The organism is Pseudomonas sp. (genome assembly GCF_033723075.1).
In the GTDB taxonomy this organism is placed as follows: domain Bacteria; phylum Pseudomonadota; class Gammaproteobacteria; order Pseudomonadales; family Pseudomonadaceae; genus Aquipseudomonas.
In genome coordinates, this window is record NZ_JAWVXU010000009.1 from 197,866 (window position 1) to 211,257 (window position 13,392).

Genomic DNA, 13,392 nt, shown 5'->3' on the forward strand with positions numbered 1-13,392 from the left:
GGAGGCCTGCGCCATAAAGTACTGCGGCGGCACAGCCTCCAGCCGTAGACCGGGCTCGGCCTTGAAGCCGAAGCGCTTGTAATAGGCCGGGCCACCCAGCACCACGCAAGCGGCCGCGCCGGCTACCACCAGCCGTTGTCGCCCAGGACCATCTTCTTGTAGTAGTCGATATTGGCGCGCACGCCGAACAGGGCGCCGACGCCATAGCCCAGGGCATTGGCGATCTTCTCGTAGCCGAAGTGATCGAGCACCAGGCCCAGGCCGATGACCACCACCGCGCAGGCGAGAAACAGCGTCAGGGCCTTCTTCCACATGCCCTTGCAGGCGTAATAGATCGGGCCGAAGAGAAAGGCCAGGATATTGAAGCTGAAGGCCGCGCGCCGTTCGGCGGCAGAGAGCTGCTTGAGGTCGGGCATTCGGGCGCCGCCGGCACGCTGGATGGCGCGAAAGCGTGTCTGCCATTTGGCCGAGACGGGCAGGGCGGCGATCAGTTCGTCCGGGGCCCGGGTCTCCAGTACGGCGGCTTGGGGTGTGGCGTAGGGGTTGTCTGGGTTCATCGGCCGGTCATCCTTGCTGGCTGGGGAGTGACGGCAAGCTAACCCGTTACCCGGTCGCTGTCCACGGGCGCCTGGGCCCGTTGCCCGGACTCTCCATAGAGTCTCCATCTGCTCTGCATAAAACCACCATCCGCACTGCCCAGACTCTCCCTACCTTAACCGCATCGGAGTGTGCACCAATGAACCGTATTCTGGGTTTCAAGCTGGGCGCCATCGCCCTGTTGATCCTGCTGTTGCTGATCCCCCTGTCGATGATCGGCGGGCTGGTCAGCGAGCGGCAGTATCAGCGCGAGGCGGTGTTGCAGGACATCGCCCGCAGTTCCAGTTATCGCCAGCAGATCACCGGGCCCGTCCTGGTCCAGCCCTACACGAAGGTCTGGCAGGAGTGGAAAACCCACGCCAAGAGCGGCGAGCGCTATCTGCAGGAGCAGCAGCGTAGCGGGCGCCTGTACTTTCTGCCGGAGCGTTTCGTGCTCAATGGCCAGGTGAGCACCGAGGAGCGCGCGCGGGGCATTTACAAGGCGTTGCTGTACCGCAGCGACAACCAGGTCAGCGGCGCCTTCAAGCTGCCGGCGCGCCTGGGTCTGGGCGATGAGCTGGAGCTGTATCGCTTCGACACGCCGTTCCTGGCGGTGGGTATCAGCGACATCCGCGGCATCAGCAACGACCTGCAATTGCGCCTGAATGGCACGACCCTGGGCTTCGCTCCGGGCAGTGGCGACAAGCACTTCGGTGCCGGTGTGCATGCGCCCTTGCCGGCGCTGGATAGCCAGGGCGGGCAATTGCTGGAGTTCGCCTTCGACCTCAAGCTGCAGGGCACCGAGCAACTGAGCATCACCCCGGTGGGCCGTGACAGCCGGGTCGAGCTGAGTTCCGACTGGCCGCACCCGAGCTTTGTCGGCGAGTACCTGCCGAGCAGCCGTGAGGTGTCGGCCCAGGGCTTCAAGGCGCATTGGCAAACCAGCTTCTTCGCCACCAATCTGCAAGAGGCGCTGCAGGATTGTGTACGCAAGGACAGTTGTCAGGGGCTGGCGGCGCGCCACTTCGGCGTGAGCTTTGTCGACCCGGTGGATCAGTACCTGAAGACCGAGCGGGCGATCAAATATGCCCTGCTGTTTATCGGCCTGACCTTCGCCGTGTTCTTTCTGTTCGAAGTGCTCAAGCGCATGGCGGTGCACCCGGTGCAGTACGCCCTGGTGGGCATGGCCCTGGCCCTGTTCTATCTGCTGTTGCTGTCGCTGTCCGAGCACCTGAGCTTCGCCAGGGCCTACGCCATTTCGGCGCTGGCCTGCGTGTCCCTGATCGCTTTCTACATCAGCCATGTGCTGCACAGCTGGCGGCGCGGCGGGGCCTTCGGGGTGCTGCTGGCGGCGCTCTATGGTCTGCTGTTCGCCCTGCTCGGCGCCGAGGACTATGCCCTGCTGATGGGCTCGCTGCTGGTCTTCGCGGTGCTGGCTGGCGTGATGGTGCTGACCCGCAAACTCGACTGGTACGGCGTCGGCAAGAACCCACCTGCCAGCCCAGCCAACAGCCTTTGACGGACGTGGCGCAGCCCTGGCTGCGCCACGCCTTGGAGCCAATCATGATGCGATTATTCGTGCGTTTGTCCGCCTGTTTCGCCCTGGGCCTGGTGGTCGCCGTGCTGGTGTTGCTGGGGCTGATGTTCGGCGGCCAGTTCACCCTGATCGACGGCCTGCTGCTGTCAGGCACACCCTTGGCGCAGTTGAGCCTGATCGCGCTACCCGAGACGTTCTGGAACGCGCTGACCGGCCTGGCAGACGCGACGCAGAACCCAGCGCTGACGTCTTTTCTCAGTCTGTGCGCCGGGCTCGGGCAGGTCGGTCTGCTGCTGGCCGGTGGCTTCTTTCGCCTGTGGTACTGGCGATGAGCGGGCATATCGGCTTGCGCGAGGAGGTGCACGCCGGGCATCTGCTGGCGCGGCGGATCGCCCGCTTATTCGCCCCGGCGCGGGGCGCTGGGCAGGCGTCGCGCAAAACGCTGGTAGCAGGTGGTCAGCCGCCCGCCCGGATGGCTCCTACAAAGAGTGGCTGATGGCCCGCCGTCGGATTTAAGCCGGCGGCTGGGTGGCCTGCATCGACGGTCGCTGGCTGACCTCGGCATACCAGTCGGCCAGTTGCGGATAGCGTTCGCGCCAGCCTAGTTGAGGCTGGCGGAAATCCAGGTAGCCGAGGGCGCAGGCGACGCCGATCGCGGCGATATCGAAGTGGCAGGCCAGTTCGGCAATCGCCTCGTTCTCGAATTGCTGCAGGGCGCGTTCGATCTTCGCCTGCTGCCCCTCCTGCCATAGTTCCCAGCGCTTGTCCGGCGGGCGCAGAAAGCTCTCGTAGCGGATCAGCACGGCAGCGTCGAGGATCGCATCGGCCAGCGAGGCGAGGCTCAGGCGCCGCCAGCGCGCCGGCCCCTGCAGCGGGATCAGCGGGTCGCCGACGTGTTGCTGGTCGAGGTAATCGAGGATCACCCGGCTGTCGTGCAGCACGCTGCCGTCGGCCAGGCGCAACGCAGGGATCTTGCCGGCCGGATTCTGCGCATTGACCGCCTCGCTCGGGCTGGTCGGGCTCAGTTGTACCTGCTCAAGGGCCACACGGTCGAGCTGGCCGGTCTCGTGCAACAGCACCATGACCTTGCGCACGAAGGGCGAGGAGGGCGAGTGGAACAGGGTCATGCTGGGGCTGGGCATGCGGTCTCCTTGATAGGTTGTTGATCGCGATCGTTGCAAGACTACTGCGTTCGCTCTGCCGCTGCATGGCTCAGTAACGAACGACCACCAGCCTGTCGGTACCCGATTCGGCGCCCCAGGCTTCGCCGGGGCGGCCGAGCATCTGCCGCACGTTGGCGTTGGCTCGGTCACTGGGGAAACTCTGGAAGCGTTCCCGGAGCGGATCGAAATGGACGATGGCATTGGCCGAGAAATCGGTCAGCCAGACCTGATCCCGCTCATCGACATACACCGAGTAGGTCCGCGGCGCGCTGCCCGGAAGCTTCCAGCTTTGCCAGCTGTGCTGGTCAGGGTCGTAGCGACTGACCTGGCCGCTGTTCCACTCGCTGATCCACAGCTGACCTTGCGAGTCGCTCCAGATCCGCCGCGCACCCTGGCGCTCGGTGGGCGGCTGAATCACCGTGGCCACGCCGCTGGCGGGATCGATACGGGCGATATGGTTGCCGGCCAGCGAGGCGTACCAGATGCTGCCGTCGGGGGGCGCGGCGATGCCATAGGGGCCGCGGCCGAGTGGTGCCGGCCAGACCTCGATCTGCCGGGTGGTCGGGTCGAGGCGCCCGTAGAAACCGCGCTGTCCGGTAAACCAGAGGCGTCCCTGCGCATCGAATACGGCGGTATTCAGGTTGGCCCGGGCCGCGCTGGCCGGCAGGGGAAAGACCTCGATGGCGAGGTCGGTGCCGTCGACCCGGACGATGGCGTTGAGCCCGCTGTCGGTGACCCAGGCCGCACCTTGGCCATCGACGATTACCCCGTGCGGCGCCGAGCCCGGGCCCAGCGGCACCTGTTCGGTCGCACCGCTCTGCGGGTCGAGGCGGCCCAATGCGCCCTGGCGTTGCGCGGTGTACCAGACCCGGCCATCCGCGGCCGGCGCCACGTCATGCGGGCCGGCGCCCGCCGGCAGCGGGTAGTACTGCACCTGCGCGGCCTGTGGCGCGGTGCCGGCCAGGCTGAGCAGGACGATCAGGCCGAGGAAGACGAGACTGTTCATGGCGGGCTCCCGAAACAGAGGTGCATAGCGATATGGACTCGAAAACCGGCCGAAGGTTACCGCTTGCTGGCACAACCGCGACGGCAGCCGCCGTTTTGCCCGCGAATCCCGGACTTGAGCGGCTCCCGCGCATTCGACCTTGGTAGGGGCGGCAGTGCCGGGCTTCCCCGGTTTTGTGCCTGGACGTCGCGCAATTGGGGGCTTGCACGCCTGTTGCAAGTGGCAGTGCGCGGGCACTCGACCAAAGTCTCACTGGCGGTGGCCACTGGGACTGCTAACTTGCAAGGGTCAAAACAACAAAAACGAGGAGCTCCTCACATGTCCGTATCCAAGCAAGAGGCCGCCAAGGCCTATTGGAAAGATAACCTGCGACTGATGTTGATCCTGCTGGCCATCTGGTTTGCAGTGTCATTCGGCGCGGGGATTCTGTTTGTCGAACAGCTCAACAATATCCAGTTCTTCGGGTTCCCTCTGGGCTTCTGGTTTGCCCAGCAGGGGTCAATCTATGTGTTCGTGGCGATGATTTTCTTCTACGTGTGGAAGATGAATCAGTACGACCGCAAGCACGACGTCCACGAAGAATAAGGCGCCGAACATGGATACCCAAACTCTGATCTACCTGTTCGTCGGCGCGACTTTTGCGCTCTATATCGGCATCGCAATCTGGACCCGTGCGGGTTCCACCAGCGAATACTACGTCGCCAGCAAGGGCGTACACCCGATCCTCAACGGCATGGCCACCGGCGCCGACTGGATGTCGGCGGCGTCGTTCATCTCCATGGCGGGGATCATCTCCTTCGTCGGCCTCGACGGTAGCGTATACCTGATGGGCTGGACCGGCGGTTACGTGCTCCTGGCCATGTGCCTGGCACCCTACCTGCGCAAGTTCGGCAAGTTCACCGTGCCGGACTTCATCGGCGAGCGTTACTACTCGCAGACTGCGCGACTGGTTGCCGTTGTGTGCGTGATATTCATCTCGTTCACCTACGTGGCCGGGCAGATGCGCGGCGTCGGTATCGTCTTCTCCCGTTACCTGGAAGTGGACATCAACACCGGCGTGATCATCGGCATGTGCATCGTGTTCTTCTACTCCGTGCTCGGCGGTATGAAGGGCATCACCTACACCCAGGTGGCGCAGTATTGCGTGATGATCTTCGCCTACATGGTGCCAGCGATCTACATCTCGATGATGATCACCGGTAACCCGATCCCGCAGCTGGGCTTCGGCAGCGACGTGATCGGTACCAGCACCTCGGTACTCGAACGCCTCAATGGCCTGAGCACCGAACTGGGCTTCGACACCTACACCGATGGCAAGAAGTCGACCATCGACGTGTTCTTCATCACCATGGCGCTGATGGTCGGTACTGCCGGTCTGCCGCACGTGATCGTACGCTTCTTCACCACCCCGACCGTGCGTGCAGCCCGTCTGTCCGCCGGTTACGCCCTGCTGTTCATTGCCATTCTCTACACCACCGCTCCTGCTATCGCGGCTTTTGCCCGGATCAACCTGTTGACCAGCATTCCTGAGCTGCAATACAGCGAAGCGCCGCAGTGGGTGAAGAACTGGGAGAAATCCGGCCTTATCGCCTGGATGGACAAGAACGGTGACGGCAAGATCCAGTACGGCCCGGGTGCTCCGTTCGTGGGTGCGCCGACCTTCTCTGCCGAAGCTGGAGCGAGTGGTGAGCGCGTGGTGACCAACGCGGCAACGCCGGCTGCCACCGAGTTCTACGTCGACCGCGACATCATGGTGCTGGCCAACCCGGAAATCGCCGGTTTGCCGGGTTGGGTGATCGCCTTGATCGCTGCCGGTGGTCTGGCGGCTGCACTGTCGACTGCTGCTGGCTTGCTCTTGGTGATTTCGACCTCGATCTCGCATGACCTGCTCAAGAGCAACCTGATGCCCAACATCAGCGAGAAGAAGGAACTGCTCGCCGCACGTCTGGCGGCAGGTGTGGCGGTACTGGTGGCCGGCCTGTTCGGTATCTACCCGCCGGCCTTCGTGGCGCAGGTGGTGGCGTTCGCCTTCGGCCTTGCCGCGGCCTCGTTCTTCCCGGCCATCGTCATGGGGATTTTCTCCAAGAAGATGAACAAGGAAGGCGCGATTGCCGGCATGGTGGTCGGTCTGGCCTTCACCTTCAGCTATATCGTCTACTACAAGTTCATCTTCCCGACTGCCGGGCCGGCTGACTGGTGGTTCGGTATCTCGCCTGAAGGCATCGGTACCCTGGGCATGATCTTCAACTTCATCGCTGCCATCGCAGTGGCCCAGGTCACCGCTGCACCGCCGGAGCATATCCAGCACATCATCGAAGATATCCGCATCCCCCGTGGTGCAGGTGCTGCGATCGAGCACTGAGTGCTAAAGCGCTAAACACAACGCCCCGGAAACGGGGCGTTTTGCTGTGTGCAGGATTCCGGCTTTTTATAGATGCAGATCAAGGCTGGGCGGCCGGCGCGCCCCTAGAATCGCGACCCCCTGGATTTTCGAGTGCGCGGCATATGGCCTCTTCACCCCGTTACCCCGAACTGCTGTCCCCGGCCGGCACCCTGAAGAACATGCGCTACGCCTTCGCCTACGGCGCCGATGCGGTCTATGCCGGGCAGCCGCGCTACAGCCTGCGGGTGCGCAACAACGAGTTCGACCACGCCAACCTGGCCCTGGGCATCGCCGAGGCCCATGGCCAGGGCAAGCAGTTCTATGTGGTGGTCAATATCGCGCCGCACAACGCCAAGCTGAAGACCTTCCTCAGGGATCTTGCGCCGGTGATCGAAATGGCCCCGGATGCGCTGATCATGTCGGACCCCGGCCTGATCATGCTGGTGCGCCAACACTTCCCGCAGATGCCGATCCACCTGTCGGTGCAGGCCAACGCGGTGAACTGGGCCAGCGTCAAGTTCTGGCAGCAGCAGGGCCTCTCCCGGGTGATTCTCTCGCGCGAATTGTCCCTGGAGGAGATCGGCGAGATCCGCAGCGAAGTCCCGGGTATGGAACTTGAAGTCTTCGTCCACGGCGCGCTGTGCATGGCCTATTCCGGGCGTTGCCTGCTGTCCGGCTATATCAACAAGCGCGACCCCAACCAGGGCAGCTGCACCAACGCCTGCCGCTGGCAGTACAAGGCCGAAACGGCGCAGGAGAACGAGCTGGGCGACATCGTGCGCATCGTCGAGCCGACCCTGGGCGCCGGCGCGCCGACCGAGCAGGTGTTCCTCCTCGAAGACGGTAGCCGCCCCGGCGAGCAGATGGCCGCCTTTGAAGACGAGCACGGCACCTACATCATGAATTCCAAGGACCTGCGCGCGGTGCAGCATGTCGAGCGCCTGGTGCAGATGGGCGTGCACTCGCTGAAAATCGAGGGTCGGACCAAATCCCATTACTACGTGGCGCGCACCGCCCAGGTGTACCGCAAGGCGATCGACGATGCCGTGGCCGGGCGGCCGTTCGACAAGTCGCTGATGGGCACCCTGGAATCCCTGGCCCATCGTGGCTACACCGAGGGGTTTCTGCGCCGTCACGTGCATGACGAATACCAGAACTATGAGCGTGGCAGCTCGGTTTCCGAGCAGCAGCAGTTCGTCGGCGAACTGACCGGCGAACGCCGCGGCGAGTTGGCCGAAGTGCGGGTGAAGAACCGCTTCGCCCTCGGCGATGGCCTGGAACTGATGACGCCCCAGGGCAACCTGCGCCTGCGCCTGGCTGCCCTGGAGAATCGCCAGGGCCAGGCGATCGACGTAGCGCCGGGCGACGGCCATGTGGTCTACCTGGCGCTGCCGGCCGAGGTGGAGTTGGAGTACGGCTTGTTGATGCGCGATCTGTAGGCAGTGTGCGTCCATGGTGGATGAAAAGAGCGTCATCCACCCTGCACGGCTACAGACGATCAACCCGTAGCCCGAATAAGCCTTGGCGCAATCCGGGATCGCCCCCGGATTGCGCCGCGTTCCGCGGCTTATCCGGACTACGGGACTGTTGTCGTGTTGCGGTGCGCGCGGCGCACCCTACGAGGTGCGGCTGGATGTCGGGTAGGGTGCGCCATGCGCACTAATGACTGTGCGCTGGCCAGGCCTTACAGCGAATGGGCGCGCTGGCGCCGGCGCCAGTTGGCCAGGCGCTGGTGCAGGGCCAGCAGGCTGTCGAGTTGTTGCTGGCGCGCCTTGCTGAACAGGATCAGGGCCAGCTCGGCAGTGACCAGGGCGTCGGCGCTGGCGTGATGGCGCTGCTGCGCCTGCAGGCCGAAATAGCGGGTCCAGTCGTCCAGGCCGCCGCGCGGGATCTTCGCCTGCGGGCAGAGCAGCGGTGCCAGTTCGGCGACATCGAAGAAGCGATGGCGCAGGCTGTAGCCCAGGCTCTGCTTGAGGGAGCGCGCGAGCATGCGCTGGTCGAACCCGGCGTGGAAGGCCAGCAGCGGGCTGTCGCCGAGGAACTCCATAAAGGCCAGCAGGGCTTCGGCCGGCTCGCTGCCGGCGGCGATCTGGCTGGGCGCCAGGCCATGGATCAGCACGCTGGGGCCGACCTTGTGGTCGAGGCGTTGCAGGGTGCATTCGAACTGCTGGCCGAGGTCGATGGCGCCCCGTTCGATAGCCACCGCACCGATCGACAGCAACTGGTCGCGCTTCATGTCGAAGCCGCTGGTTTCCAGGTCGAGCACCACCAGGCGCTGTTCGTCCAGCGGCCGGTGATCGAGGGCGGCCGGCGCGGCCAGACCGATGCGCCGATCCAGTTGCGCTTCGAGCAGGGCGGGGCCGCGGCCGCTGAACCAGGTGAACTGACTCATAGCTGGTAGCGCAGCGTCAGGCTGCTTTGCAGGCGCTGGGCCTGGCGGAAGGCTTCGCGCAGGATGCGTCGGTCCAGCTGGTTGAGGCTGTCGGGATCGATGCGGTTGGAGTAGGGCCGATCCAGTTTGGCTTGCAGCTGATGTTGCTGCATGCGCGTCTGCTGGATGAAGTGGTAGGCCTCTTCATAGGCCGCGCCGTCGAGCGGCTCGATCACGCCCCTGGCGATCAGCTCGCGCAGACGCTCCAGGGTGTTGCAGGTTTCGACGCCGTGGGCCAGGGCCAGCAGGCGGGCGCCATCGACGAAGGGGGTCAGGCCTTGCACCTTGAGGTCGAGGGTGTCCTTCTCGGCGCCCTTGCGAGCCACCACGAAATCACGAAAACGCCCAACCGGCGGGCGCTGGCGCAGGGCATTTTCGGCCATCATGCGTTGGAACAGGCTGTTGTTGGCGACCTGCTTGAGCAGGCCCTGGCGCACCAGGTCACAGCCGTGAGCATCGCCCCAGACCACCCGCAGGTCGAAGTAGATGCTCGATTTGAGCAGGTTCTCCGGGGTCGCCTCATCGATAAAGCTGTTGAAGCGCCGCGTCCACTCGTGGCGTGACAGGCACAGTTCCGGGTTGCCGGCCATGATGTTGCCCTTGCACAGGGTGAAGCCGCACTGGGCCAGGCGCTGGTTGATCTCGACGGCCAGCGGCAGGAGGCGGCGGCGCATGTCGGCGGCGGTCACCGAGTCGGCGGCCTCGAACAGGATGCCGTTGTCCTGGTCGGTGTGCAGGGTCTGTTCGCGGCGGCCCTCGCTGCCGAAGCACAGCCAGGTGAAGGGCACGCCGGGATCGCCGAGGTCTTCCAGGGTCAGTTCGATCACCCGGCATACGGTATGGTCGTTGAACAGGGTGATGATGTGGGTGATCTGGGTCGAGCTGGCGCCGTGGGCGAGCATGCGCTCGACCAGTTGCTGGATATCGCTGCGCAGCGCGGCCAGGGTCGCAACCGTACCCGCATGGCGGATGGTGCGGGCCAGATGGACCAGGTCGACCCGCTGAAGGGAAAACAGGTCGCGCTCGGAAACCACGCCGCACAGGCGCTCGTGGTCGACCAGGCAGATGTGGGCGATATGCCGCTCGGTCATGGCGATTGCCGCTTCGAAGGCACTGGCGTCGGTCGGCAGGTAGAAAGGGTCGAGCGTCATCAGGCTGTCGATCGGCTGATCCAGCGAGCTGCCGTCGGCGATCACCCGGCGCAGGTCGCGCAGGGTGAAGATACCCAGGGGTTTGTGCGCCGGATCGACGATGACGATGCTGCCGACGTGCTGCTCATGCATCAGTTGCACAGCCTTGCGCAACGGTGTGGCCGGCGAGCAGCTGATCGGCTGGCGCATGGCCAGTTCACCCAGGCGGGTGTCCAGCGAGTACTGCTCGCCGAGGCTTTCCACCGCGCGCATCTGTACCTGCTGGTTGACCTGGTCGAGCAGGCTGCTGACCCCACGCAGGGCAAAATCGCGAAACGGATTGGACAGCGAGAACAGCTTGACGAAGGCCGGCTTGTTCAACAGCAGGCAGAAGGTGTCCTCGGCCGCCAGGTGTTCGGTACGGGTGGCGCGCTCGCCGATCAGCGCCGCCAGCGGGAAGCATTCGCCGCTGGTGATTTCGAAGGTGGTTTCGCTGCCGCGTTTGGCCGAGTGCGGACGCTCGCCATGCACATGGCCCTGCTTGACGATGTAGAAATATTCGACCGGACCATCAGTCGGTTTGATGATGGTCTCGCCGGCGCTGTAGAAGCGCAGCTGGCAGTTTTCCACGAGGTAGGCCAGGTGGGCCATGTCCATCTGGTTGAACGGGGGATATTTCTGCAGGAACTCCACGGTGCCGTGGATGTTCTGCAACACCGCTGTCTTGCCCGCCTGGGTGTAAGCGTCCGATTTGCTCATGCCGCGCGGCCTCGAAGCAACTGTGAATGACTATGGTCTGCCGCAACGGCCAGGGTGCCCATTGGACGTAAGTCTAGAAGGCTGGTGCTCAGGCACAAAAAAACCGCCCCGGAGGGCGGTTTCTCGGTGTTGCGGCAACCTGTTACAGGCCGTTCTTGGCCTTGAACTCGCGACGACGGCGGTGCAGCACCGGCTCGGTGTAGCCGTTGGGCTGCTTGGTGCCTTCGACTACCAACTCCAGGGCCGCCTGGAAGGCGATGTTGCTGTCGAAGTCCGGCGCCAGCGGGCGGTACAGCGGGTCGCCGGCGTTCTGCCGATCGACCACCGGGGCCATGCGCTTGAGGCTCTCGATCACCTGTTCTTCGGTGACCACGCCATGCCGTAGCCAGTTGGCCATGTGCTGGCTGGAGATGCGCAGGGTGGCGCGGTCTTCCATCAGGCCGATGTCGTTGATGTCCGGCACCTTGGAGCAGCCGACGCCCTGGTCGATCCAGCGCACCACGTAACCGAGGATGCCTTGCGAGTTGTTGTCCAGTTCGTTCTGAATTTCCGCGGGCGTCCAGTTGGTCTCGGCGGCCAGCGGGATGCTCAGGATCTCGTCCAGCGAAGCCGGGGAGCGCTTGGCCAGTTCGGCCTGGCGGGCGAACACGTCGACCTGGTGGTAGTGCAGCACGTGCAGTGCGGCGGCGGTCGGCGAGGGGACCCAAGCGGTGTTGGCGCCGGCCAGCGGGTGGGCGATCTTCTGCTCGAGCATTGCCGCCATCAGGTCGGGCATGGCCCACATGCCTTTGCCGATCTGCGCACGGCCCTGCAGGCCGCAGGCCAGGCCGACGTCGACGTTGTTGTCTTCGTAGGCGGCGATCCACTTCTGGCTCTTCATGGCCGCCTTGCGCACCATGGCGCCGGCTTCCATCGAGGTGTGGATCTCGTCGCCGGTGCGGTCGAGGAAGCCGGTGTTGATGAACACCACGCGCTCGGACGCCGCCTTGATGCAGGCCTTGAGGTTGACCGTGGTGCGCCGCTCTTCGTCCATGATGCCGACTTTCAGGGTGTTGCGCGGCAGGCCGAGGACGTCCTCGACGCGGCCGAACAGTTCGCTGGTGAAGGCGACTTCTTCCGGGCCGTGCATCTTCGGCTTGACGATGTAGACCGAGCCGGTGCGGGTGTTCTTGCGGCTGGTGTTGCCATTCAGGTTGTGGATGGCGATCAGGCTGGTCAGCAGACCGTCCATGATGCCTTCCGGAACCTCGAAGCCCTGACTGTCGACGATGGCGTCGATGGTCATCAGGTGACCGACGTTGCGGATGAACAGCAGGCTGCGCCCGTGCAGGGTCAGCTCGCCGCCGTCGGCCTGGGTGTAGACCCGGTCCGGGTTCATGGTGCGGGTAAAGGTCTGGCCGGCCTTGGACACGCTCTCGGCCAGGTTGCCTTTCATCAGGCCCAGCCAGTTGCGGTAAACCACTACCTTGTCATCGGCATCGACGGCGGCGATCGAGTCTTCGCAGTCCATGATGGTGGTCAGCGCTGCTTCCATCAGCAGGTCTTTGACGCCGGCTGGGTCGGTCTGGCCGATCGGGGTGCTGGCGTCGATCTGGATTTCGAAGTGCAGGCCATTGTGCTTGAGCAGCACGGCGATCGGCGCCTGGGCATCGCCCTGGAAGCCGGCCAGCTGGCTGTCGTCGAGCAGGCCGCTGTTGCTGCCGCCCTTGAGGCTGACCAGCAGTTTGCCGGCTTCGATGCGGTAGCCGGTGGCGTCGACGTGGGAGCCGGCGGCCAGCGGTGCAGCCTGGTCGAGGAAGGCGCGGGCGAAGGCGATGACCTTGTCACCGCGAACCTTGTTGTAACCCTTGCCTTTCTCGGCGCCGCCTTCTTCGCTGATCGCGTCGGTGCCGTACAGGGCATCGTACAGCGAGCCCCAGCGGGCGTTAGAGGCGTTGAGGGCGAAGCGCGCGTTCATCACCGGTACTACCAGCTGCGGGCCGGCCAGACGGGCGATTTCTTCGTCGACGTTCTCGGTGCTGGCCTGGAAGTCAGCCGGCTGCGGCAGCAGGTAGCCGATTTCCTCGAGGAAGGCTTTGTAGGCCACGGCATCGAAGGCCTGACCGGCGCGGGCCTGGTGCCAGGCGTCGATCTGCGCCTGGATCTGGTCGCGCTTGGCCAGCAGGGCGCGGTTTTTCGGGGCCAGTTCATTGATCACGGCCTCAACGCCGGTCCAGAACTTGTCGGCAGCGACGCCGGTACCGGGGATGGCTTCGTTGTTCACGAAGTCGAACAGCACTTTGGCGACCTGAAGGCCACCTACTTGAACGCGTTCAGTCATCACTTGCCTCACTCTGCTCAGCTCTTCAGCTCTACTCGATAGCCGCTTCAGACCTGGGGTTTAAGTCTTGTAGTCCGAGGCGCGGCA

Annotated in this window: 11 protein-coding genes; 5 read left to right on the forward strand and 6 right to left on the reverse strand. The window is 64.4% G+C overall.

Annotated elements, in window-relative coordinates:
* Positions 1–122 precede the first annotated feature (122 nt).
* Entirely contained in the window at positions 123–557 is a 435-nt protein-coding gene (locus tag R3355_RS12990) for a DUF2628 domain-containing protein (RefSeq protein WP_318961545.1), read from the reverse strand.
* Between the two features lie 179 nt (positions 558–736).
* Here R3355_RS12990 and creD point away from each other — a divergent pair, with 179 nt between their 5' ends.
* Both creD and R3355_RS13000 read left to right on the forward strand, forming a co-directional pair.
* Positions 737–2,095, forward strand: a complete 1,359-nt coding sequence (gene creD / locus R3355_RS12995; RefSeq protein WP_318961546.1) for a cell envelope integrity protein CreD — start codon at positions 737–739, stop codon at positions 2,093–2,095.
* 44 nt (positions 2,096–2,139) lie between these two features.
* Positions 2,140–2,445, forward strand: coding sequence for a hypothetical protein (locus R3355_RS13000; protein WP_318961547.1), 306 nt, complete (start codon positions 2,140–2,142; stop codon positions 2,443–2,445).
* A gap of 180 nt (positions 2,446–2,625) precedes the next feature.
* Here the strand turns inward: R3355_RS13000 and R3355_RS13005 are convergent, their stop codons facing one another.
* Complete coding sequence (locus tag R3355_RS13005; protein ID WP_318961548.1) at positions 2,626–3,255, reverse strand: glutathione S-transferase; 630 nt, start codon at positions 3,253–3,255, stop codon at positions 2,626–2,628.
* Positions 3,256–3,325: 70 nt separating this feature from the next.
* Positions 3,326–4,282, reverse strand: coding sequence for a lyase (locus R3355_RS13010; protein WP_318961549.1), 957 nt, complete (start codon positions 4,280–4,282; stop codon positions 3,326–3,328).
* A gap of 318 nt (positions 4,283–4,600) precedes the next feature.
* Between R3355_RS13010 and R3355_RS13015 the strand changes: the two genes are divergently transcribed.
* The 3 genes from R3355_RS13015 (at position 4,601) to yegQ (ending at position 8,104) form a co-directional block, all read left to right on the forward strand.
* Complete coding sequence (locus tag R3355_RS13015; RefSeq protein ID WP_318961550.1) at positions 4,601–4,867, forward strand: DUF4212 domain-containing protein; 267 nt, start codon at positions 4,601–4,603, stop codon at positions 4,865–4,867.
* Between the two features lie 10 nt (positions 4,868–4,877).
* Positions 4,878–6,644 carry a sodium:solute symporter family protein gene (locus R3355_RS13020; protein ID WP_318961551.1) on the forward strand — a complete coding sequence of 589 codons (1,767 nt, stop codon included), beginning with the start codon at positions 4,878–4,880 and terminating at the stop codon, positions 6,642–6,644.
* A 143-nt stretch (positions 6,645–6,787) separates the two neighbouring features.
* Positions 6,788–8,104, forward strand: a complete 1,317-nt coding sequence (gene yegQ / locus R3355_RS13025; protein ID WP_318961552.1) for a tRNA 5-hydroxyuridine modification protein YegQ — start codon at positions 6,788–6,790, stop codon at positions 8,102–8,104.
* A gap of 245 nt (positions 8,105–8,349) precedes the next feature.
* On the opposite strand, the gene R3355_RS13030 is transcribed toward yegQ, so the two are convergent.
* The 3 genes from R3355_RS13030 to R3355_RS13040 form a co-directional block, all read right to left on the reverse strand.
* Complete coding sequence (locus R3355_RS13030; protein WP_318961553.1) at positions 8,350–9,057, reverse strand: 3'-5' exonuclease; 708 nt, start codon at positions 9,055–9,057, stop codon at positions 8,350–8,352.
* Entirely contained in the window at positions 9,054–10,985 is a 1,932-nt protein-coding gene (locus R3355_RS13035) for a putative nucleotidyltransferase substrate binding domain-containing protein (protein WP_318961554.1), read from the reverse strand. The genes R3355_RS13030 and R3355_RS13035 overlap by 4 nt, the downstream gene beginning before the upstream one ends.
* A gap of 142 nt (positions 10,986–11,127) precedes the next feature.
* Positions 11,128–13,305: a malate synthase G gene (locus tag R3355_RS13040; protein WP_318961555.1), complete on the reverse strand. Its 2,178-nt coding sequence runs from the start codon at positions 13,303–13,305 to the stop codon at positions 11,128–11,130.
* Positions 13,306–13,392 lie beyond the last annotated feature (87 nt).